Annotated in this window: 24 protein-coding genes and 1 riboswitch; of the genes, 13 read left to right on the top strand and 11 right to left on the bottom strand. The window is 73.8% G+C overall.

All coding sequences use genetic code 11. The features are described from left to right. Positions 1–28: 28 nt before the first annotated feature. Together ACT17Q_RS09300 and ACT17Q_RS09295 are read right to left on the bottom strand one after the other, a co-directional pair. Positions 29–847 (bottom strand): ABC transporter permease, encoded by an 819-nt coding sequence (locus ACT17Q_RS09300; protein WP_268532963.1) that lies wholly within the window; start codon positions 845–847, stop codon positions 29–31. Further along, positions 844–1,788 (bottom strand): ABC transporter ATP-binding protein, encoded by a 945-nt coding sequence (locus tag ACT17Q_RS09295; RefSeq protein ID WP_268532960.1) that lies wholly within the window; start codon positions 1,786–1,788, stop codon positions 844–846. Before ACT17Q_RS09295 ends, ACT17Q_RS09300 begins: the two co-directional genes overlap by 4 nt. 203 nt (positions 1,789–1,991) lie before the next feature. On the opposite strand from ACT17Q_RS09295, the gene ACT17Q_RS09290 reads away from it, so the two are divergent. The 9 genes from ACT17Q_RS09290 to ACT17Q_RS09250 all read left to right on the top strand — a co-directional run bounded on the left by ACT17Q_RS09290 (position 1,992) and on the right by ACT17Q_RS09250 (position 9,797). Next, positions 1,992–2,756 carry a helix-turn-helix transcriptional regulator gene (locus ACT17Q_RS09290; RefSeq protein WP_444662046.1) on the top strand — a complete coding sequence of 255 codons (765 nt, stop codon included), beginning with the start codon at positions 1,992–1,994 and terminating at the stop codon, positions 2,754–2,756. Then, positions 2,753–4,192, top strand: coding sequence for a Fe-S cluster assembly protein SufB (sufB, locus tag ACT17Q_RS09285; protein ID WP_094179878.1), 1,440 nt, complete (start codon positions 2,753–2,755; stop codon positions 4,190–4,192). Before ACT17Q_RS09290 ends, sufB begins: the two co-directional genes overlap by 4 nt. After that, a complete protein-coding gene (gene sufD, locus ACT17Q_RS09280) occupies positions 4,192–5,487 on the top strand; it encodes a Fe-S cluster assembly protein SufD (protein WP_444662044.1) in 1,296 nt (431 codons plus the stop codon). The genes sufB and sufD overlap by 1 nt, the downstream gene beginning before the upstream one ends. Further along, entirely contained in the window at positions 5,484–5,816 is a 333-nt protein-coding gene (locus tag ACT17Q_RS09275; RefSeq protein ID WP_141320040.1) for a non-heme iron oxygenase ferredoxin subunit, read from the top strand. The genes sufD and ACT17Q_RS09275 overlap by 4 nt, the downstream gene beginning before the upstream one ends. A 22-nt stretch (positions 5,817–5,838) precedes the next feature. Then, the gene (gene sufC, locus ACT17Q_RS09270) at positions 5,839–6,594 is read left to right on the top strand and encodes a Fe-S cluster assembly ATPase SufC (protein ID WP_141320038.1); all 756 of its coding nucleotides are present in this window, start codon (positions 5,839–5,841) and stop codon (positions 6,592–6,594) included. Between the two features lie 69 nt (positions 6,595–6,663). Continuing rightward, positions 6,664–7,950, top strand: coding sequence for a SufS family cysteine desulfurase (locus ACT17Q_RS09265; RefSeq protein WP_444662042.1), 1,287 nt, complete (start codon positions 6,664–6,666; stop codon positions 7,948–7,950). A gap of 48 nt (positions 7,951–7,998) precedes the next feature. Further along, positions 7,999–8,475, top strand: a complete 477-nt coding sequence (gene sufU, locus ACT17Q_RS09260; protein WP_094179883.1) for a Fe-S cluster assembly sulfur transfer protein SufU — start codon at positions 7,999–8,001, stop codon at positions 8,473–8,475. Then, on the top strand, positions 8,472–8,801 hold the full coding sequence (locus ACT17Q_RS09255; RefSeq protein ID WP_094179884.1) for a metal-sulfur cluster assembly factor: 330 nt from the start codon (positions 8,472–8,474) through the stop codon (positions 8,799–8,801). The genes sufU and ACT17Q_RS09255 overlap by 4 nt, the downstream gene beginning before the upstream one ends. A gap of 103 nt (positions 8,802–8,904) precedes the next feature. Then, positions 8,905–9,022, top strand: a riboswitch (SAM riboswitch). A 10-nt stretch (positions 9,023–9,032) separates the two neighbouring features. Next, entirely contained in the window at positions 9,033–9,797 is a 765-nt protein-coding gene (locus ACT17Q_RS09250) for a hypothetical protein (protein ID WP_444662039.1), read from the top strand. Positions 9,798–9,885: 88 nt separating this feature from the next. Here the strand turns inward: ACT17Q_RS09250 and ACT17Q_RS09245 are convergent, their stop codons facing one another. The 5 genes from ACT17Q_RS09245 to ACT17Q_RS09225 are packed head-to-tail and all read right to left on the bottom strand — an operon-like array spanning position 9,886 to position 13,824. Next, complete coding sequence (locus ACT17Q_RS09245; RefSeq protein ID WP_141320032.1) at positions 9,886–10,818, bottom strand: NYN domain-containing protein; 933 nt, start codon at positions 10,816–10,818, stop codon at positions 9,886–9,888. A 25-nt stretch (positions 10,819–10,843) separates the two neighbouring features. Continuing rightward, positions 10,844–11,728 carry a KPN_02809 family neutral zinc metallopeptidase gene (gene ypfJ, locus ACT17Q_RS09240; RefSeq protein WP_268532928.1) on the bottom strand — a complete coding sequence of 295 codons (885 nt, stop codon included), beginning with the start codon at positions 11,726–11,728 and terminating at the stop codon, positions 10,844–10,846. A gap of 37 nt (positions 11,729–11,765) precedes the next feature. Continuing rightward, entirely contained in the window at positions 11,766–12,407 is a 642-nt protein-coding gene (locus ACT17Q_RS09235) for an energy-coupling factor transporter transmembrane component T (RefSeq protein WP_232514645.1), read from the bottom strand. Further along, complete coding sequence (locus tag ACT17Q_RS09230; RefSeq protein WP_094179888.1) at positions 12,404–13,138, bottom strand: energy-coupling factor ABC transporter ATP-binding protein; 735 nt, start codon at positions 13,136–13,138, stop codon at positions 12,404–12,406. Before ACT17Q_RS09230 ends, ACT17Q_RS09235 begins: the two co-directional genes overlap by 4 nt. After that, the gene (locus tag ACT17Q_RS09225; protein ID WP_444662035.1) at positions 13,138–13,824 is read right to left on the bottom strand and encodes a biotin transporter BioY; all 687 of its coding nucleotides are present in this window, start codon (positions 13,822–13,824) and stop codon (positions 13,138–13,140) included. The genes ACT17Q_RS09230 and ACT17Q_RS09225 overlap by 1 nt, the downstream gene beginning before the upstream one ends. Before the next feature lie 235 nt (positions 13,825–14,059). Between ACT17Q_RS09225 and ACT17Q_RS09220 the strand changes: the two genes are divergently transcribed. Beyond that, positions 14,060–15,655 (top strand): ABC-F family ATP-binding cassette domain-containing protein, encoded by a 1,596-nt coding sequence (locus ACT17Q_RS09220; protein WP_094179889.1) that lies wholly within the window; start codon positions 14,060–14,062, stop codon positions 15,653–15,655. A 6-nt stretch (positions 15,656–15,661) separates the two neighbouring features. On the opposite strand, the gene ACT17Q_RS09215 is transcribed toward ACT17Q_RS09220, so the two are convergent. Genes ACT17Q_RS09215 through ACT17Q_RS09205 form a run of 3 tightly spaced genes read right to left on the bottom strand, consistent with a single transcriptional unit; the run spans position 15,662 to position 17,138 of the window. Then, positions 15,662–16,561 (bottom strand): SURF1 family cytochrome oxidase biogenesis protein, encoded by a 900-nt coding sequence (locus tag ACT17Q_RS09215; protein ID WP_444662033.1) that lies wholly within the window; start codon positions 16,559–16,561, stop codon positions 15,662–15,664. Next, positions 16,558–16,794 (bottom strand): hypothetical protein, encoded by a 237-nt coding sequence (locus ACT17Q_RS09210; RefSeq protein ID WP_094179891.1) that lies wholly within the window; start codon positions 16,792–16,794, stop codon positions 16,558–16,560. The genes ACT17Q_RS09215 and ACT17Q_RS09210 overlap by 4 nt, the downstream gene beginning before the upstream one ends. After that, positions 16,791–17,138 carry a DUF3099 domain-containing protein gene (locus ACT17Q_RS09205; RefSeq protein ID WP_444662030.1) on the bottom strand — a complete coding sequence of 116 codons (348 nt, stop codon included), beginning with the start codon at positions 17,136–17,138 and terminating at the stop codon, positions 16,791–16,793. Before ACT17Q_RS09205 ends, ACT17Q_RS09210 begins: the two co-directional genes overlap by 4 nt. Before the next feature lie 143 nt (positions 17,139–17,281). Between ACT17Q_RS09205 and ACT17Q_RS09200 the strand changes: the two genes are divergently transcribed. Genes ACT17Q_RS09200 through ACT17Q_RS09190 form a run of 3 tightly spaced genes read left to right on the top strand, consistent with a single transcriptional unit; the run spans position 17,282 to position 19,417 of the window. Further along, positions 17,282–18,037, top strand: a complete 756-nt coding sequence (locus ACT17Q_RS09200; protein WP_444662028.1) for a beta-ketoacyl-ACP reductase — start codon at positions 17,282–17,284, stop codon at positions 18,035–18,037. Positions 18,038–18,080: 43 nt separating this feature from the next. After that, on the top strand, positions 18,081–18,851 hold the full coding sequence (gene fabI, locus ACT17Q_RS09195; RefSeq protein ID WP_141320020.1) for an enoyl-ACP reductase FabI: 771 nt from the start codon (positions 18,081–18,083) through the stop codon (positions 18,849–18,851). Between the two features lie 56 nt (positions 18,852–18,907). Continuing rightward, on the top strand, positions 18,908–19,417 hold the full coding sequence (locus ACT17Q_RS09190) for a SixA phosphatase family protein (protein ID WP_444662026.1): 510 nt from the start codon (positions 18,908–18,910) through the stop codon (positions 19,415–19,417). 9 nt (positions 19,418–19,426) lie between these two features. Here the strand turns inward: ACT17Q_RS09190 and serB are convergent, their stop codons facing one another. Further along, positions 19,427–20,038, bottom strand: coding sequence for a phosphoserine phosphatase SerB (gene serB / locus ACT17Q_RS09185; protein ID WP_232514746.1), 612 nt, complete (start codon positions 20,036–20,038; stop codon positions 19,427–19,429). Positions 20,039–20,132: the final 94 nt, after the last annotated feature.

The following is a 20,132-nucleotide window of genomic DNA, read 5'->3' as shown; positions in this document are numbered from 1 at the left end:
GGCCTGTGACGTTGCGCGCGCCGCGCGGTCAGTGCCAGCGGAACAGCCGCCCGGCGCCCCACCCGAGCGCCGCGGTCCAGCCGACCAGCACGACGACCGACCAGGCGGGCAGCGTGCCGTGCTGGAACGCTCCCCGCATGGCCTCGCCCAGCGCGCCCGACGGCAGCAGCAGCGCGAGGTGGGAGAGCGGGCCGGGCAGGCGGTCCGCGGGGACGATCACGCCGCCGGCGATCGCGAGGAGCAGCAGCGCGAGGTTCGCGACCGCGAGCACCGCCTCCGCGCGCAGGGTGCCCGCCACGAGCATCGCGAGCGACGTGAACGCGGCGGTCCCGAGCAGCACGGCGACGAGCGAGAGCGCGACGCCGAGCGCGTCGGGGCGCCAGCCGAGCGCGACCGCGGTGAGCCCGATCACGAGCACCTGTACGAGCTCGACGACGAGCACGCCGAGCACCTTGCCCGCGAGCAGCCCGCCGCGGCCGAGCGGCGTGGTCGACAGCAGCCGCAGCACGCCGTTGCGGCGGTCGAACGCCGACGCGATCGCCTGCGACGTGAACGACGACGTCATGACGGCGAGCGCGAGGATGCCGGGCGTGAAGAAGTCGATACGGCTGAGCCCGCCGGTGTCGACGTCGAGCACGTCGGCCTGCACGAGCCCGACGAGCGCGAGCACGGGCACGATCACCGTCACCATCAGCTGCTCGCCGTTGCGCAGGATCGCGCGCGCCTCGAACGAGGTCTGCGCGAGGACACGCGTGCGGCGCGACGAGGAGCCCGCGTGGGGGCGGGAGCCGGTGGGCCGGGGTGGTCGGGGCCGGGCCGTCTCGGGTCCGGTCGGCGCGGGGTTCATCGCAGGGTCCGCCCGGTCAGGTCGAGGAAGACGTCCTCGAGCGTGCGGCGGCCGACGGTCAGCCGGGTCGCGAGCACGTCCTGCTCGGCGAGCCAGCGGGTCAGGGCGGCGACGGTCGTCGGGCCGACGGTGCCGACGACCGCGTAGCTGCCGGGTGAGGTCTCCGTCGTCGTGACACCCGGTCCGTCGGCCGTGAGCGCGGCGGTGAGCGCGACCACGTCGAGCCCGGGCGTCGCGTCGAGGCGCAGCGTGCGGTCGTCACCCGACGAGACCAGGTCGCGCACCGAGCCCTGCGCGATGACCTTCCCGTGGTCCACGACGACCACGTGGTCCGCCAGGTCCTCGGCCTCGTCCATGAGATGCGTGGTGAGCACCACGGCCACGCCCTCGTCGCGCAGCTCGCGGACGAGCTGCCAGACGGCGTGGCGGGACTGCGGGTCCATACCGGCGCTGGGCTCGTCGAGGAACGCGACCTGGGGTCGGCCGACGACGGCCGCGGCGAGCGCGAGACGCTGGCGCTGACCGCCGGACAGGCGTCGCACGGTGGTGCGCGCGAACGAGCCGAGCCCGAGCCGCTCGGCGAGCTCGTCGAGCGGGCGCGGGTCGGCGTACATGCGCGCGACGTGCTCCAGCATCTGCGCGGCGGGCACGCCGGTCGGCAGACCGCCGTCCTGGAGCATCACGCCGACCCGGGGGCGCAGCTCGCGCGCGTCGTCGACGGGGTCGAGCCCGAGCACGCGCACGGTGCCCGCGTCGGGCCGGCGCAGGCCCTCGCAGCACTCGATCGTCGTCGTCTTGCCGGCACCGTTCGGCCCCAGGACGGCGGTGACGGCGCCGGGCCGTGCGACGAGGTCGAGGCCGTCGACGACGGCGCGGTCGCCGTAGCGCTTGACGAGACCGGAGATCTCGACGGCCTGCTCGGCGACGGGGGAGGCGGGCACGGACGACGAGTCTAGGTGGGCCGCGCGCGGGGCGCCCTGACGCTCCGCGTCGAGCCGGCGGTGGGGGACGTCACACCGCGACCGGGCGCCCGCGAAGGGTTGCCTTGCTTGCGCACGGGTAATTTGGCAACAACCATGTTGTCGATATCGGTCGCGCGCCGCAGGTCCGTCGCACGACGAAGCAGCCGACGAGCGGAGGTGGGATGAGCGAGCTCACGCACGCGGTCCCGCTCCCGGGGCACGGCGAGGACACCACGGACGCGTCGACGCGGCAGCGCGTCCTGCAGCTCGTCGCCGGCGAGGGGCCCATCACGGCCGCCGACCTCGCCGCACGGCTCGACCTGACGCCCGCCGCGATCCGGCGGCACCTGGGCGTCCTCGAGACCGCCGCCCAGATCGCGGTGCACGACGGCGTCGGTCACGGACCGGCCCGCCGCGGCCGGCCCGCGAAGCGGTACGTCGTGACGGCGCTCGGTCAGAGCGCGCTGTCGCAGCGTTACGCGGAGATCGCGACCGACGCGCTGCGGTTCCTCGCGGACACGGTCGGGACCGAGGCCGTCGAACGGTTCGCGGCGCAGCGCGTCGCGGAGCTCGAGGCACGGCTCGCGCCGCGCGTCGAGGGCGCGGCGGGAGGCGACGTGGCGGGACGCGTCGAGCTGCTCGCGGACGCGCTGTCGGACGACGGCTACGCGGCGACGGCCCGCACGGTGCCCGGCCTGCACGCCGTCCAGCTGTGCCAGGGCCACTGCCCGGTGCAGCACGTCGCGCACGAGTTCCCGCAGCTGTGCGACGCCGAGACGCGCGCGTTCTCGCGCCTGCTCGGCGTCCACGTGCAGCGGCTCGCGACCCTCGCGGGCGGCGGGCACGTGTGCACCACGAACATCCCGGTCGCCCAGCCGCCACCCGCGGCCGACGTCGCCCCGACCACGAACCCCCCTGTGCTCGCCCCGGAAGGAACGAACGCATGAGCGCACCTACGCAGGACCCGGCACAGCCGATGACGCAGGACGAGGCCATCGCCTCGATCGGCAGCTACAACTACGGCTGGCACGACACGGACACCGCGGGCGCGACCGCGAGGCGCGGCCTCTCGGAGGACGTCGTGCGGGAGATCTCCCGGCTCAAGAACGAGCCGGAGTGGATGCTCAAGACGCGCCTGAAGTCGCTGCGCATGTTCGAGAAGAAGCCCATGCCCTGGTGGGGTGCGGACCTGTCGGGCATCGACTTCGACAACATCAAGTACTTCGTGCGGTCCACGGAGAAGCAGGCGGCCAGCTGGGACGACCTGCCCGAGGACATCAAGAACACGTACGACCGGCTGGGCATCCCCGAGGCGGAGAAGCAGCGCCTCGTCGCCGGTGTCGCCGCGCAGTACGAGTCCGAGGTGGTCTACCACCAGATCCAGGAGTCGCTCGAGGAGCAGGGCGTCATCTTCCTCGACACCGACACCGGCCTGCGCGAGCACCCGGAGATCTTCGAGCAGTACTTCGGCTCCGTGATCCCCCCGGGCGACAACAAGTTCGCGTCGCTCAACACCGCGGTGTGGTCGGGCGGCTCGTTCGTCTACGTCCCGCCGGGCGTGCACGTCGAGATCCCGCTGCAGGCCTACTTCCGGATCAACACCGAGAACATGGGCCAGTTCGAGCGGACGCTGATCATCGCCGACGAGGGCTCGTACGTGCACTACGTCGAGGGCTGCACGGCGCCCGTGTACTCGTCGGACTCGCTGCACTCGGCGGTCGTCGAGATCATCGTCAAGAAGAACGCCCGCGTGCGGTACACGACGATCCAGAACTGGTCGAACAACGTGTACAACCTCGTCACCAAGCGGGCGACCGCTGCCGAGGGCGCGACCATGGAGTGGGTCGACGGCAACATCGGCTCCAAGGTGACGATGAAGTACCCGGCGATCTACCTCATGGGCGAGCACGCGCGCGGCGAGACGCTGTCGATCGCGTTCGCCGGCGAGGGCCAGCACCAGGACGCGGGCTCCAAGATGGTGCACGCCGCACCGCACACGTCGTCGTCGATCGTCTCGAAGTCGGTCGCGCGCGGCGGTGGCCGCACGTCCTACCGCGGTCTGGTGCAGATCCTCGAGGGGGCCTCGCACTCCGCGTCGAACGTGCTGTGCGACGCGCTTCTCGTCGACCAGATCTCCCGCTCGGACACCTACCCGTACGTCGACGTCCGCGAGGACGACGTGTCGATGGGCCACGAGGCCACGGTGTCCCGCGTGAGCGAGGACCAGCTGTTCTACCTGATGTCCCGAGGCATGCCGGAGACGGAGGCCATGGCGATGATCGTGCGCGGGTTCGTCGAGCCCATCGCGCGTGAGCTGCCCATGGAGTACGCCCTCGAGCTCAACCGCCTCATCGAGCTGCAGATGGAAGGGGCCGTCGGCTGATGACGACCACCACGAACGAGTCGGCCCTGGCGACCGACCACTCCCGCGCGGTCGCGGACGGCGCGCACACGCACGGTGTGGGCGGCGTGCCGGAGGCCTCGCGCGCCGAGCGCAGGACGTCCTTCGACGTCGCGGACTTCGCCGTACCCACCGGCCGCGAGGAGGAGTGGCGGTTCGCTCCCGTCGCGCGCCTCGCGCCGCTGTTCGCCGCGGACTCGGGCGGCGTGCTCGACGGGCACGGCGTCCTGACGACCGTCGTCGAGTCGCCCGAGGTCGTCGTCGAGATCGTCGACCGCGGCGACGCGCGTCTCGGTGTCGTCGGCAAGCCGGGCGACCGCGCGGCGGCCGTCGCGTGGGCCTCGGCGCCGCGCGCCACGCTCGTGACGATCCCGCGTGAGGCCGTGACCTCGAAGGTCACGTCGATCCGCATCGAGGGCGTCGAGGGCGCGGGCACGCAGGACGCACCGCTCGAGCCGAGCGCCGCGCACCTCGTCGTGAAGGCCGAGGCCATGTCGCAGGGCACGGTCGTCATCGACCACGTGGGCCACGCCGCGCTCACCGAGACGGTCGAGATCGTCGCGGAGGACGGTGCGCACCTCACGGTCGTCACCGTGCACGACTGGGCCGACGGCTCCGTGCACGCCGCGTCGCACCGCCTCGAGGTCGGCCGTGACGCGACGGTCAAGCACATCGTCGTGACGCTCGGCGGCGACGTCGTGCGCGTGACCCCGGACGCGCAGTTCGCCGGCGAGGGCGGCTCGGTCACCATGCTCGGGCTGTACTTCGCGGACGCCGGCCAGCACCAGGAGCACCGGCTGTTCGTCGACCACGCGGTGCCCAGCTGCGTGAGCCGCGTGACCTACAAGGGCGCGCTGCAGGGTGCGGGCGCGCACACGGTGTGGGTCGGCGACGTGCTGATCCGGGCCGAGGCCGAGGGCACCGACACGTACGAGCTCAACCGCAACCTCGTCCTCACCGACGGGGCGCGCGCGGACTCCGTGCCGAACCTCGAGATCGAGACCGGGCTGATCGAGGGCGCGGGGCACGCGTCCGCGACCGGCCGGTTCGACGACGAGCAGCTGTTCTACCTGCGGGCCCGCGGCATCCCCGAGCCCGACGCGCGACGCCTCGTCGTGCGCGGCTTCTTCGCCGAGCTGGTGCACGAGATCGGTGTCCCGGAGGTCGAGGAGCGGCTCATCGCCGCGATCGAGGCCGAGCTCGAGGAGTCGATGTCCGTGCTCGACCAGGTCGCCGTCGAGGGCAGCGACGCGGGTGCCGTGGTGGAGCAGGCATGACCGCACAGCTCGCGTGCTACGCGTCCGACGTGCCCACGGGGGGCACGCTGCGCGTCGAGCTCGAGGGCGAGACCGGGACCGTCGAGGTCGCGATCGTCCGCGACGACGACGGCGAGCTGCACGCGATCAGCGACATCTGCTCGCACGGCGCGGTCTCGCTGTCCGACGGCGAGGTCGAGGGCTGCACGATCGAGTGCTGGCTGCACGGCTCGCGGTTCGACCTGCGCTCCGGCAAGCCGCTCGGCCCGCCCGCCGTCACCCCCGTCCCCGTCTACCCGGTCACGCTGGACGGCGAGCGCGTGCTCGTCGACGTGGACCGGACTGTCTGACCGTCACCGAGGAGCAACCCGCATGACCACCCTGGAGATCCGCGACCTGCACGTCAGCGTCGAGACGAAGGAGGGCCCCAAGCCCATCCTGCGCGGCGTCGACCTGACCGTGAACAGCGGCGAGACGCACGCGATCATGGGCCCCAACGGCTCGGGCAAGTCGACGCTCGCGTACTCGCTCGCCGGCCACCCGAAGTACCAGATCACGGGCGGCTCGGTGCTGCTCGACGGCGAGGACGTCCTGGCGATGTCCGTCGACGAGCGGGCCCGCGCCGGCATGTTCCTGGCGATGCAGTACCCGGTCGAGGTGCCGGGCGTCTCGGTGTCGAACTTCCTGCGCACCGCGAAGACCGCGATCGACGGCGAGGCCCCCGCGCTGCGCTCGTGGGTCAAGGACGTCCGTGCCGCGATGGAGAACCTGCGCATGGACTCGACGTTCGCGGAGCGGTCCGTGAACGAGGGCTTCTCGGGCGGTGAGAAGAAGCGCCACGAGATCCTGCAGATGGAGCTGCTCAAGCCGCGTCTCGCGATCCTCGACGAGACCGACTCGGGCCTCGACGTCGACGCGCTGCGCATCGTGTCCGAGGGCGTCAACCGCGTCCGTTCGACGACCGACGTCGGCGTCCTGCTGATCACGCACTACACGCGCATCCTGCGCTACATCACGCCCGACTTCGTGCACGTCTTCGTCGACGGCCGCATCGCGGAGGAGGGCGGCCCGGAGCTCGCCGAGCGCCTCGAGAACGAGGGCTACGACCGGTTCCTGGTCAACTCCTGACCTCGTGCGGGTGCCGGGCCGCTGCCCGGCACCCGCGCACCCCACCCGTCCACGTCGAGGGGATCCGCAGTGAGCACCACCCTGGAGGCCGCCGAGCTCGCGGCGGTGCGGGCCGACTTCCCGCTGCTCGAGCGCACGCTGCGTGACGGCAAGCGGCTGGTCTACCTCGACTCGGGGGCCACGTCCCAGAAGCCCGACGTGGTCCTCGACGCCGAGCAGGACTTCTACCTGCAGCGCAACGCCGCGGTCCACCGCGGTGCGCACCAGCTCGCCGAGGAGGCGACCGAGGCGTTCGAGGACGCCCGGGCGCGCGTCGCGTCGTTCGTCGGGGTGTCGCCCGGCGAGCTCGTGTGGACGAGCAACGCGACCGCGGGCATCAACCTGGTCGCCTACGCGCTGTCGAACGCGACGGCGGGCCGCGGGGGAGCAGCGGCGCAGCGGTTCGCGCTGCGTCCCGGCGACGAGATCGTCGTCACCGAGGCCGAGCACCACGCGAACCTCGTGCCGTGGCAGGAGCTCGCGCTGCGCACGGGCGCGACGCTGCGGTGGATCGGCGTGGACGACGACGGGCGCCTGCGGACCGACGAGATCTCGAGCGTCGTCACCGACCGCACGCGCGTGCTGGCCTTCACGCACGCCTCCAACGTGACCGGCGCGATCACCGACGTGCCCGCGTTCGTCGCCCGCGCCCGCGAGGTGGGCGCGCTCACGGTGCTCGACGCGTGCCAGTCCGTGCCGCACCTGCCGGTCGACCTGCACGAGCTCGGCGTCGACTTCGCCGCGTTCTCGGGGCACAAGATGCTCGCGCCGACCGGCGTCGGCGCGCTCTACGGGCGACGTGAGCTGCTCGAGGCGATGCCGCCCGTCACGACGGGCGGCTCGATGGTCGAGGTCGTCACGATGACCGAGACCACGTACGCCCCGCCGCCGCAGCGGTTCGAGGCCGGCACGCAGATGGTCTCGCAGGCCGTCGCGATGGGCGCGGCCGCGACCTACCTGTCCGACCTCGGGATGGACGCCGTCGCCGCGCACGAGCACGACCTGGCGGGCCTGCTGCTCGACGCGGTGGCGTCCGTGCCGGGTGTGCGGGTGATCGGCCCGACCGACACCGCAGACCGGCTCGCCGCGGTGTCGTTCGTCGTCGACGGCGTGCACGCGCACGACGTGGGGCAGGTGCTCGACGACGCCGGCGTCGCGGTGCGCGTCGGCCACCACTGCGCACAGCCGCTGCACCGCCGGTTCGGCGTGGCCGCCACGGCACGCGCGACCGCCGCGGTGTACACCACCGACGAGGAGATCGCCGTGTTCCGGGAAGCGCTCGCGGGGGTCCGGGCGTTCTTCGGACTGACGGACTGACGGACTGACGGACTGACGGCGCCCCCGGCGCCACGAGAAGGGCGACGTATGAGCAGCTCGATGGAGCAGCTGTACCAGCAGGTGATCCTGGACCACGCGAAGTTCCCGCACGGGCGAGGGCTGGGCGAGGCGGCCGACGGCGCCCGCTCGGCGCAGTCGCACCAGGTGAACCCCACGTGCGGCGACGAGGTGACCCTGCAGGTCGACGTCGACGACGCCGGGGTGGTCCGCGGGCTGCGCTGGGAGGGGCAGGGCTGCTCGATCTCGCAGGCCTCGGTCTCGGTGCTGCACGACCTGGTGCTCGACCAGCCGCTGGGCACCGTCGACACGCTCGCCGCGTCGTTCCGCGACCTCATGCAGTCCAGGGGGCAGGGGCTCGACGACGACGATGCCGAGGAGGCGCTCGGCGACGCCGCCGCCTTCACGGGCGTCGGCAAGTACTCCGCACGCGTGAAGTGCGCCCTGCTCGGCTGGGTCGCGCTGAACGACGCACTCATCAAGACCGGATCCCGGGAGGACGCATGACCACCCCCAGCACTGGCTCACCGACGACCGTCGCGGACGTCGAGGAGGCGATGCGCGACGTGATCGACCCCGAGCTCGGGATCAACGTCGTCGACCTCGGCCTCGTGTACGGGGTCGCGCTCGAGCAGAACACCGCGGTGATCGACATGACGCTCACGTCGGCGGCGTGCCCGCTCACCGACGTCATCGAGGACCAGTCGGCGCAGGCGCTCGACGGCATCGTCGACGGCTTCCGCATCAACTGGGTCTGGATGCCGCCGTGGGGCCCGGAGAAGATCACCGAGGACGGTCGTGAGCAGATGCGGGCCCTCGGCTTCAACATCTGACACACCTCGCACGCGGGCGGTGGACGGCGGACTCGTCGTCCACCGCCCGCGTTCGTGTGACGTCCCTTGCTCGTGCGAGCCGGGCCGCGTTAGCGTCTCCCCAGGTCAAGAGCGATCAGCGAGACGCCCTCCGCGTGCTGGTCCGGCAACCGCGCAACCTCGCGCACGGTGCCCCGGAGGAAGACCGGCCCGGCGGCGACCGCCGCCGGGAAGTGCGAAGGGAGTACGCCCATGAGTGAGAAGTTCCTGCGCGCCGACGGTCTCGTCGAGCTGCGCCCCGCCCCCGCGGCGGTCGCGGAGGCGAGCCGGACCGGTGTCGACCTCGTCACCCGCGGGGAGCTGTGCACCGCGTGCCTGGTCGGCGACTGGGGTCTGTCGCTGCTGAGGGTCGCCAAGACGCTCTGCGACGACTGCACCTGGCTCGAGTCCGAGGTCTCGCGGCGGGCCGGAGCGGCACGCTCGCGTGCGGGTCGGACGGCCGGCGACGGGGTCGTGCAGCTCGCCGGGCTGTCCGACCCCGACGACGCGTCGTGGGCGCCCGTCCGCGCCGCGCTCCAGCTGCGCGACGCGCGCCTGACCGAGCTGCTCGACGACGCCGCGGCGTCGGGTATGGCGGTCGTCGAGCTGGACTCGGTGCGGGATCACGATCGCACCGTGCGAGCGGTCAGCCGGCAGGACGCTCTCCGGTCCGGTCTGCTCGACGACTCGGCGGAAGCACGAGTGCGTCTGTTCGCGGAGTGGCTGCGTCTGCTCGCTCCCGAGGACCACGCCGTGCGCGCCGACGTGCTGGCGGACGTCCCGGCGCTCGCGCACGCCCTGCGCGCGCACCAGGTGGGAGTGATTGCGGCCTCGGTCCGCGCTGACGTCGACCGGGTGGGCCGGGAGACGGCCCGAGCCCTCGCGACGGTGACGCGTGCGCCGCTCGCGCTGGGCGCCGTCGTGAGCCGTCTCGTTCGGGTCCGCCTGACCCGTTTCGCGCGCGCGGCCCGCGCGTAGCACCGACGCATCGCGTGGGTCCGGCTGACCTGCGTGGTGGGGGTCGCACTGGGCCGCGCCACGCAGGTCAGCCCGGCGCGGCGTGCGCTCAGCCCTTCTTCGACTTGGGGGCGCGCAGCCGGAGCCACCGCGCCTGGCCCTCCTCCCGGAGCTCGACCTGCCCCTGGCGTGAGCGCACGAAGTCCGTGAACGTCGCGAAGCCGAGCGCAGCCTCGTTGTACCGGGGGTCGAGCCGCTTCATCTGCTGCTTGACCGCCGACGCCTGGCTCCAGCCGTCGGCGTCCTTCGCGACCAGCCCGAGTGCGCGTGCGAGCAGCCGCGTCGCGACCGGACCGCTGATCGGCTGTGACGACGTCTCGGGCTCGGTGCGCGTCGCGGTCGTCGCCGTGCGCGGAGCGGTCGTCACGGGCGAGGCAGCAGCGTCGTCCGGGGCGCCCGTGACGACGGTGTCGTCGTCCTCTGCCTCGTCCGACTGCCGCACGGCCTCGTCGTAGTACTCGAACTCGTCGCACGCGGAGATCAGTGCCTTGCTGGTCCCGCCCGGCACGCCGACGCCGACGACCACGCGCCCGAGGCGCTTGCACCGCTGCGCGAGCGCAATGTAGTCGGAGTCGCCAGCCACGATCACGACGTGCGTGAGGTCGGTGAGACGGAACAGGTCCTCGAGCACGTCCACGGCGAGCCGGATGTCGGCGCCGTTCTTGGTACCGGACGCAGGGAAGAGCTGCGTGAGGTCGATCGCGCGGTCCACCAGCTGGCGCCGGTACGCCGCGTTGGCCGGCACCGACCAGTCGGCGTACGCGCGGGTCACGGCGAGCGTGCCGAACGACGACGCGTAGTCGAGGAGCGCGCTCACGTCGACCCGGGCGGCGTCGAGCCGAGGGGCGACGTCCTTACCGGCGTCACGCGCGTTGTCCTTGCGCCACGAGCCGTCACCGTGGAGCTGGTCGTAGCGGGAGATGACGATGTTGTCGAAGTCGAGATAGACGCCCACGCGGGCGGAGCTGTCGTCGGTGCTCATGCCCGGAGTCTGCCCGATGCGGGCGTCAGAGCGTGTCGGCGGCGAAGGTGTCGCACGCCGCGAGGTCGCGCTGCTGGTAGCCGGTGGTGAACCAGCGCTGGCGCTGCTCGCTCGAGCCGTGGGTCCACGAGTCGGGGTTCACACCGCCGCCCGACTGCTGCTGGATGTGGTCGTCGCCCACGGCTGCGGCCGCGTCGATCGCCTGCGCGAGCTCGTCGGCGGTGATGGGCTTGAGGTAGGTGACACCGGTGTCGGGGTCCTCGGTGGTCGCGGCGTTGCCGGCCCACATGCCCGCATAGCAGTCGGCCTGGAGCTCGACGCGCACGGAGTCCGACCCGGCGCCCGACCCGCGGCGGTCGGAGGAGTCGAACACGCCGGTGACGTTCTGGACGTGGTGGCCGTACTCGTGCGCGTAGACGTACATCTCGGCGAGCGGGCCGCCCTTCGCGCCGAACTGGCTGGTCAGCAGGTCGAAGAAGCCCAGGTCGAGGTAGATCGTCCGGTCCCCGGGGCAGTAGAACGGCCCGGACGACGACGACGCGTCGCCGCACGCGGTCCGCACCGCGGACGTGAACTCCACGGCCTCCGGGATGGTCGCGTCCGCCTTGCGCAGGGTGGGCGTCCAGTACGTGTCGAGGGAGTCGAGGGTCGCGGACAGGCGGCACGCGCGGTCGGTGTTGGCCTGCTCGGCCGTGCAGGCACCGACGGTGCCGTCCTGCCCGGGCTCGCCCCCGCCACCACCGAGGAGCGCGCCGGGGTCCACGTTGCCCCCGGACAGCAGCGTGATCGCGAGGATCACGAGCAACCCGAGACCGCCGACGCCGCCGCCGATCGCCATGCCACGCCCGCCGGCGGAGCGGCGCGACTGCACGCGTCCGCCGCCGAAGCTGCCACCCTCCTGGAACGTCACACCCGGGACGGTAGTCCGTGCACGGGCACCGCGCGATTCAGCCCTCGCCGATCCCGCGCGCGGCGAGCGCCTCGCCCGTCGCGCGTGCGTGGCCGACCATGCGCACCGCGGCCGGCACGACGAGCGCGCGCGGCGAGCGGGCGAGCCCGCGCGCCCGTGCGGCGTCGCGGGACTCGTGCGCGGCGTGCAGCAGGACGGGGACGGAGCGCAGCATGAGGCTCACCGCGAGCGCGACGGTCTGCGGGGGGAGGCCGACGTGCCGCAGCGGCCCGGCGGCACGGCGCAGCGCGTCGAGCAGGTCGTCGGCGCGCGTGGTCGCGGTGACGACGGTGGCGAGCAGGACGAGCGCGACGAGGTCGGCGGCGGTCTCGACGCCCGACGCCCAGCCGCGTGACCATGCCTGGTACCCGCCGACCAGGAGCGCGACGGCGCCGACGCGCACGAGGCCGCTGCGCGTGCGGTGCCACGAGAGTCTCGCGACGGCGTGGCTGGCGGCGGCGACGGCGAGCGCGACGAGCGCCGACGCGGCTCCGCGGACGACGAGGACGACGACGCCGGCCAGTGCGAGCGCCGCGAGCTTGCGGAGCGCGGGCGCCCGGTGCAGCACCGAGGTGCCCGGCTGGTGCATCCCGAGCGGGCCGGACCAGACGGGCCGCAGCGGCGTGCCGGGGCGGGTCACGGGACGTCGCCGGCGCGCACGGGGGACGACGCCATGAGGTCCCGGTACGCGGCGACGGCGGCGGACGGCTCGCCGTCGTGGACCACCCGGCCGTCGTCGACGACGAGGACGCGCTCGGCGTGCTGCGCGGCGTCCAGGTCGTGCGTGACGACCACGACCTGCTGCGGCAGGTCGGCGAGCAGGTCGTCGACCACCGCGCGCCAGCGCAGGTCGAGCAGCGTCGTCGGCTCGTCGCAGACCAGCACGTCGGGGTCGGTCGCGAGCACGGACGTGAGCGCGAGGAGCTGGCGCTGCCCGCCGGACAGCGCGTGCACGGGCAGGTCGGCGCGGTCCGCGAGCCCGACGCGCGCGAGTGCCGCACGGGCCCGGGCCTCGCGCTCGCGCGCGTCGGGCACGCTGCGCCGCAGCGACAGCGCGACGTCCTCGACGGGGGTGGGCATGACGAGCTGCGCGTCGGGGTCGGTGAACACGAAGCCGACGCGCCGCCGGACGGCCGGTCCGTCGGTACGCGTGTCGAGCCCGTCGACGCGCACGGTCCCGGACGACGGCAGCACGAGCCCGTTGAGCAGGCGTGCGAGCGTCGACTTGCCGGAGCCGTTCGCGCCGACGACCGCCACGCGCCGTTCGGTGAGACGCAGCGTGACCGGGCCGAGCAGGCGCGTCACGGTGTCCGGGCCGCCCGAGGGGTCGGGCGTCCAGGCCGTGACGAGCGCCTCGCTCAGCTCGATCATCAGCGGCGCCGGCGCAGCAGGTCCGGGTAGGCGGCGAACACCGCGAGCGCGACCGCGGCCGCGAGGAGGGTCTTCACGGTGTCCCCGGGGAAGAACACGGCGCCCGCCGCGAAGGCCTCACCGGCCGTGAGGTCGGTGCGCAGCACGATGCCCGCGATGCCCAGCGGGTGGACGGTGAGCGCGGTGGCGGTGAGGCCGCTCGCGACGAGGACGAGGTAACGCGCTGGGCCGGTCGCCTTGCGCGCGGCGCTCGCGAGGACGCCCGCGAGCGCGGCGGCCAGCGGGAAGCCCAGCAGGTAGCCGACGCTGGGCCCGGCGAGCACCGCCAGGCCACCCGTGCCGCCCGAGAACACGGGCACGCCCGCGAGCCCCACGGCGAGGTAGAGCAGCACGGCGAGCGCGCCGCGGCGCCAGCCGAGCACCAGGCCGGCCAGCACGACTCCGAAGGTCTGGAGCGTGACGGGCACCCCGGTGCCCGTCGGGATGCCGGGGACGACCGCGCACACCGCGATGAACGCGGCGAAGACCGCGACGAGTGCGACGTCGGCCGTCGCGGGGAGCGCCCGCTCGGCGGGCTCGGGCAGCGCGACGTCCAGCACCGCGGCCGGGTCGGGCAGCGCGGGGGACGGCGGGGCGTCCGCGATCGCGGTCCCGGGCGGTGCGGAGTGCTGGCGTGCGTCGGTCACGGGTGGCCCCCTCGGGTCGGTGCTCCGGTGCGTCGTCGTGCGGGATCGGTCGGGTCGTCGTCCGCGCTCGTGCGCTCGTGCTCGTCGTCGCCGCGCCCGTCCGTGCCGGACGGCGCCGCTGTCCCGCCGGTGGGCGGGGGAAAGGACGACGGTCGTCACGCTAGTGCTCGTTAGGATGGACGGCGTTTGTGCGCCCGCCCAAGACAGGCGCGGGCTTTCCGGAGGAAACCACCACGTGATCACCGCCCACGGCGTCGGCCTGCGCATCGGCGCACGCGAGCTGCTCGCCGAGACCTCGTTCCGCATCGCTGCGGGCGACCGCATCGGTCTCGTCGGCCGCAACGGCGCCGGCAAGACGACCCTCACCAAGACGCTCGCGGGCCAGGCCCAGCCGACGAGCGGCACGATCACGCGCGGGGAGGTCGGCTACCTGCCGCAGGACCCCGCGACCGGTGACCTCGACGTGCTCGCGCTCGACCGCGTGCTGTCGGCGCGCGGCCTCGACGAGATCGTGCGCAGCATGCGCGCGACCGAGCAGGTCATGGCCGAGGGCACCGACGACGAGCGGGACAAGGCGATGGCGCGCTACTCGCGCCTGGAGGCCCGGTTCACCGCGGCGGGCGGCTACGCCGCCGAGTCGGAGGCGCACCGCATCACCGCGAACCTCGGGCTCGACGACCGTGTGCTCGCCCAGACGCTCGGGACGCTGTCCGGCGGCCAGCGCCGCCGGGTCGAGCTCGCGCGGATCCTGTTCTCCGGTGTCGAGACGCTCCTGCTCGACGAGCCGACGAACCACCTCGACGCCGACTCGATCGCCTGGCTGCGCGACTACCTCAAGGCGTACTCGGGCGGCTTCGTCGTCATCTCGCACGACGCCGAGCTGCTGCGCGCGACCGTCAACAAGGTGTTCCACCTCGACGCGAACCGCGCCGCGCTCGACCAGTACAACCTCGGCTGGGACGCCTACCTGCTGCAGCGCGAGACCGACGAGAAGCGGCGTCGCCGGGAGCGTGCGAACGCCGAGAAGAAGGCCGCGGCGCTGCTCGCGCAGGCGGACAAGATGCGCGCCAAGGCGACCAAGGCCGTCGCGGCGCAGAACATGGCGCGGCGCGCCGAGCGGATGCTGTCGGGCCTCGAGGAGGTCCGCGCGAGCGACAAGGTCGCCAAGCTGCGGTTCCCCGACCCGGCGCCGTGCGGACGCACGCCGCTCACGGCGTCGGACCTGTCGAAGTCGTACGGCTCGCAGGAGGTCTTCACGGGCGTCGACCTGGCGATCGACCGCGGCTCACGTGTCGTGGTGCTCGGTCTCAACGGCGCGGGCAAGACCACCCTGCTGCGGCTGCTCGCGGGCATCGAGACCCCGGACACGGGCGAGGTGCACCCCGGGCACGGCCTCAAGCTCGGGTACTACGCGCAGGAGCACGAGACGCTCGACCTCGAGCGCACGGTGGTGGAGAACCTGCGCTCGGCGGCGCCGGACCTCTCCGACACGCAGGTCCGCTCCGTCCTGGGCTCGTTCCTGTTCTCGGGCGACGACGCCGACAAGCCGGCGCGCGTGCTCTCGGGCGGGGAGAAGACGCGGCTCGCGCTCGCGGCGCTCGTCGTCTCGGCGGCGAACGTCCTGCTGCTCGACGAGCCGACGAACAACCTCGACCCGGCGAGCCGCGAGGAGATCCTCGCGGCGCTGCGGGGGTACCAGGGTGCCGTGGTGCTCGTGAGCCACGACGAGGGCGCGGTCGCCGCGCTGGACCCGGAGCGCGTGCTCCTGCTGCCGGACGGTGACGAGGACCTGTGGAGCGCCGACTACCTGGACCTGATCACGCTGGCCTGAGCGTGCTCAGCGGGCCGTGCGGCTCGCGTCGTCGGGCGTCTGGGCGTCGATGAGGGCGTCCTCCTCGGCCTCGGCCCGGCCCTCGCGCCGGCGGGGCCGGGCGGGGCGTGCCGGCGCGGCCGGTGCCGTCCCGCCCGCGGGCTCGGACGGCTCGAACGGTGCGCCCGTGCCGTCGCGCTCCTCGACGACCTCGCGGCGGGCGAGCCAGGCGAAGCCCAGCAGGCCGCCCAGCGCGAACGCCCACCACTGGAACGCGTACGACAGGTGCGAGCCGGGGTCGAGGTCGGGTGCGGGCAACGCCCCGAGGGGTGTCGCGGGTGCCGGGTCCTCGGCGACGAGCTGCCCGTACGCGTCCGCGTAGACCGCGGCGTCCGTGAGCCCCGCGGCGGCGGCGACCTGCGCCGGGTGCAGCGCCTGCACCGACCCCGCGGGCGCGCCGCGGTCGCTCGGCTGCTCGGCGTGCCGCACGCGCACGACGAGCCCGACCTCGCCCGCGGGCGGCGGGGGCACGTCGACGCCGGCGCTCGCGTCCGCACCGGTCGGCACCCAGCCGCGGTCGACGACGAGCACCGCGTCGGTGCCCGTGACCCGGAACGGGACGAGCACGTGGTACGCCGGGTTGCCCTCGACCGGTCGGTTGCGCAGCAGGACCGTCGCGTCCGTGAGGTAGCGACCCGTCGTGCGGACCTGCGACCACTCGTCGGCGTCCGCGAGCCGGTCGCCTGGTGCTGCCAGCACGTCGGCCAGGGGGACCGGGGGAGCGTCGTAGTTGCGCTCGACCGTCGCGATCTGCGCGTCCCGCCACTCGTGGCGGTGCCACTGCCAGCGACCCAGGAACGTGCACGCCACCGCGACGAGCACGCCGACGAGCACCAGGACGACGGCCCGACGCCGGGCAGCGCTCACGGCGCGTCCGACGACGCGAGCTCCGCCACCGGGACGGTGTCCTTGAGGAAGCCGCGCACGTCGAGGAACTGCGTCAGGTGCTCGCGATGCTCGTCGCACGCGAGCCACACCTTGCGGCGCTCGGGCACGTGCAGCTTCGGGTTGTTCCACAGCAGCGCCCACGTGGCGTCCCGCCGGCAGCCGCGTGCGCTGCAGATCGGGTCGTCCACCGGGTCCGGCACGGGCAGGGTCACGCGCGGCCTCCCGCGGGGTCGTCGGGTGTGTCGCCGATCCGGCCCGGCCGGCCGCCGGGGCCGATCTCGCGCAGGTCGGCGAAGGGTTCGGCGTCGTCGCGACGCTCGCGGCCCGCGTTGGCGAAGATGACCGCCACGTACGGCAGCACCACGGCGGCGACGACGAGCACCAGGGACACCCACCGCGGCACGTGCGACCACGTGATGATCGTGAGCACGAAGCACACGAGGCGGACGCCCATCTGGGCGAGGTACCGGCGCTGGCGCCGGGCGACGTCCTCGGCGAGCGGTTCGGGCGCAGCGGTGATCCGCTGGACCGGCTCCTCGCCTCGACGTGACCTCACGCCTCGATCGTACGTTCCTGCGCGCCAGCGCCGACCCACGGACCACGTCCGCCGCTCTTGTGCACTTCCCCCAACTGGGGCGCGACAACCTGTGCCGCGCGGGAACGGCGACGAGCGCACCTGCTCGGCTACCGTCGTGACTCGTGCCTGAGACTTCCGACAACTCCAGCGTCCCGTCCGGCGACGAGCGGCCCGCGCCGCGCGTCGTGCTCGTCACGGGCGCCAACCGCGGCATCGGCCGGGCGATCGCGCAGCGGTTCGTGGCCGCGGGGGACCGGGTCGCGACGATCTACCGGGCCGGCGAGCTGCCGCCGGGCGTGCTCGGCGTGGTCGGGGACGTGCGGGACAGCGCGTCCGTGGACGCCGCGTTCACGGCGGTCGAGGCCGAGCTCGGCCCGGTCGAGGTGCTCGTCGCGAACGCGGGCGTCACCCGCGACCAGCTCCTCATGCGGATGACGGACGAGGAGTTCGACGAGGTCCTCGACGTGAACCTCAAGGGCGCGTTCCGGTGCGTGCGCCGCGCCAGCAAGCCCATGATCCGGCTGCGTCGCGGGCGAATCGTGCTCATCTCGTCGGTCGTGGGTCTGTACGGCGGTCCCGGGCAGGTCAACTACGCGTCCTCCAAGGCCGCCCTCGTCGGGATGGCGCGGTCCATCACGCGCGAGCTCGGCGGCCGCGGGATCACCGCGAACGTCGTCGCACCCGGCTTCATCGACACCGACATGACGCGCGCGCTGCCCGAGGCGACGCAGGCGTCCTACAAGGCCGCGATCCCCGCGGGCCGCTTCGCCACACCCGACGAGGTCGCCGCGGCCGTCGAGTTCCTCGCGTCGCCCGCCGCGGGGTACGTCAGCGGCGCCGTGCTGCCCGTCGACGGCGGCCTCGGCATGGGCCACTGACCCACCCTTCGAACCCCCGCACCACGGAAGAGAGACACACACCATGGGCCTGCTCACCGGCAAGAAGCTCCTCGTCACCGGCGTCCTGACGGACGGATCGATCGCGTTCCACGTCGCGCGCCTCGCCCAGGAGGAGGGGGCGCAGGTCGTCCTGACGTCCTTCGGCCGGCAGTTCCGGCTCACCCAGGTCATCGCCCGCCGCCTGCCCGTCGAGGCGCCCGTGGTCCAGCTCGACGTCACCGACGCCGACGACCTGGCGGCGCTCGCGGACCGCGTGCGCGAGGCCGGCGTCGACCGTCTCGACGGCGTCGTCCACTCGATCGGGTTCGCCCCCCAGTCCGTCATGGGCGGCAACTTCCTCGCGGGCGAGTGGGCGGACGTGTCCACCGCGCTCGAGGTCTCCGCGTACTCGCTCAAGTCGCTCGCGGTGGCCGCGCAGCCGCTGCTCACCGAGGGCGGCTCCGTCGTCGGCCTGACGTTCGACGCCAAGTTCGCGTGGCCGGTCTACGACTGGATGGGTGTCGCGAAGGCCGCGTTCGAGTCGACCGCGCGCTACCTCGCGCGTGACCTCGGCCCGTCGGGTGTGCGCGTCAACCTCGTCTCCGCCGGCCCGATCCGCACCACCGCCGCGAAGTCCATCCCCGGCTTCGAGACGATGGAGTCGCGCTGGTCCGACCGGGCGCCGCTCGGCTGGGACGTCACCGACCCGGAGCCCGCCGCGCGCGCCGTGGCCGCGCTGCTGTCCGACTGGTTCCCCGCGACCACCGGCGAGATCGTGCACGTCGACGGCGGCGTGCACGCGATGGGTCAGTGACCCGGGCCGGTGACGCGGTGCGGGCGGGAGACGTGCCCGAGTGGCACGCTGACCCCGTGAGCACGCGACGGCTCGTGCTGCTGCGCCACGCCAAGGCGGAGCACCCCGACGGCATCCCCGACCACGAGCGCCCGCTCGCGCTCGCGGGGCGCCGGCAGTGCCCGCTCGTGGGCGCGGCGATGGCCGAGGCCGGGGTCGCTCCCGACCTGGTGTGGTGCTCCAGCGCCGTGCGGACACGTCAGACCTGGGAGCTCGTGCGCGGCGCGCTCGGCCTCGAGCCGCCGGTCGAGTACCTGGGCGAGGTCTACGACGCGGGCGTGCGCTCGCTGCTCTCGCTCGTCGCGTCCGCTCCCGCCGCGGTGCGCACGCTCGTCGTCGTCGGGCACGAGCCGACCATGTCGCACGCCGCCGCGACGCTCGCCGGACCCGGCTCCGACGAGGCCGCGGTCGCGCGCGTGCAGGTGGGTGTGCCGACCGCGTCGTGGTCGTGGCTCGAGCTCGACGGCGCATGGGCCGACCTCCAGCCGCGCGCCGCCCGGCTCCTGCGCCTGGTCACCGCGTCCTGACGCCGGGCGTCAGGCGAACGGCGCGAGGGTGAGGGCGGCGTCGAGGCGCCCCTCGATCGTCGCGTCGGCCTGCTGCGCGACGACCGGCTTGGCGTTGTACGCGATGCCGAAGCCGGCCGTCGCGAGCATGTCGAGGTCGTTCGCGCCGTCGCCGATCGCGACCGTCGCCGCGAGGTCGACACCGACGCTCGCGGCGTAGTCGCGCAGCGCGACCGCCTTCGCGGCGCGGTCCACGACGGCGCCCGTGACGCGTCCCGTGAGTCGTCCGTCGCCGACCTCGAGCCGGTTCGCGCGCACGAGCGAGATGCCCAGCGACGCGGCCAGCGGCGTCACGAGCTCGACGAACCCGCCCGAGACGAGCCCGACGGCCCACCCCCGCTCCTGCACGGCCGCGACGAGCTCGCGAGCGCCGGGGGAGAGCCGCATCTGCGCACGCACGTCGTCGAGCACGCTCACGGGCAGCCCGGCGAGGGTCGCGACGCGCTCGTGCAGCGACGCCGCGAAGTCCAGCTCGCCGCGCATGGCGCGCTCGGTGATCTGCGTGACGAGCTCGGCGGACCCCGCGTGCTCCGCGAGCATCTCGATCACCTCGCCCGTGATGAGCGTGGAGTCGACGTCCATCACGAGCAGGCCGGCGGCAGCGTTCGTCACGGCGTGCAGGGTACCGAGCGCGACGCGCCGCGGGCCGGACCGTCCACGCCGACGGTCCGGCCCG

Origin of the sequence: Cellulomonas sp. CW35, assembly GCF_052378485.1 — a bacterium.
Taxonomy (GTDB): domain Bacteria; phylum Actinomycetota; class Actinomycetes; order Actinomycetales; family Cellulomonadaceae; genus Cellulomonas; species Cellulomonas uda.
The sequence above is the reverse complement of the archived record's forward strand: the minus strand, read 5'-3'. Positions and strand labels throughout refer to the sequence as shown.

Bases quoted from the DNA above. Each gene is read 5' to 3' on its own strand.
- sufB (WP_094179878.1), top strand. From the start codon at position 2,753: ATGAGCGCACCTACGCAGGACCCGGCACAGCCGATGACGCAGGACGAG.
- fabI (WP_141320020.1), top strand. From the start codon at position 18,081: ATGGGCCTGCTCACCGGCAAGAAGCTCCTCGTCACCGGCGTCCTGACG.
- ACT17Q_RS09255 (WP_094179884.1), top strand. From the start codon at position 8,472: ATGACCACCCCCAGCACTGGCTCACCGACGACCGTCGCGGACGTCGAG.
- ACT17Q_RS09275 (WP_141320040.1), top strand. From the start codon at position 5,484: ATGACCGCACAGCTCGCGTGCTACGCGTCCGACGTGCCCACGGGGGGC.
- ACT17Q_RS09290 (WP_444662046.1), top strand. From the start codon at position 1,992: ATGAGCGAGCTCACGCACGCGGTCCCGCTCCCGGGGCACGGCGAGGAC.
- ACT17Q_RS09300 (WP_268532963.1), bottom strand. From the start codon at position 847: ATGAACCCCGCGCCGACCGGACCCGAGACGGCCCGGCCCCGACCACCC.
- ACT17Q_RS09230 (WP_094179888.1), bottom strand. From the start codon at position 13,138: ATGATCGAGCTGAGCGAGGCGCTCGTCACGGCCTGGACGCCCGACCCC.
- sufC (WP_141320038.1), top strand. From the start codon at position 5,839: ATGACCACCCTGGAGATCCGCGACCTGCACGTCAGCGTCGAGACGAAG.
- ACT17Q_RS09250 (WP_444662039.1), top strand. From the start codon at position 9,033: ATGAGTGAGAAGTTCCTGCGCGCCGACGGTCTCGTCGAGCTGCGCCCC.
- sufU (WP_094179883.1), top strand. From the start codon at position 7,999: ATGAGCAGCTCGATGGAGCAGCTGTACCAGCAGGTGATCCTGGACCAC.
- serB (WP_232514746.1), bottom strand. From the start codon at position 20,038: ATGGACGTCGACTCCACGCTCATCACGGGCGAGGTGATCGAGATGCTC.
- sufD (WP_444662044.1), top strand. From the start codon at position 4,192: ATGACGACCACCACGAACGAGTCGGCCCTGGCGACCGACCACTCCCGC.
- ACT17Q_RS09245 (WP_141320032.1), bottom strand. From the start codon at position 10,818: ATGAGCACCGACGACAGCTCCGCCCGCGTGGGCGTCTATCTCGACTTC.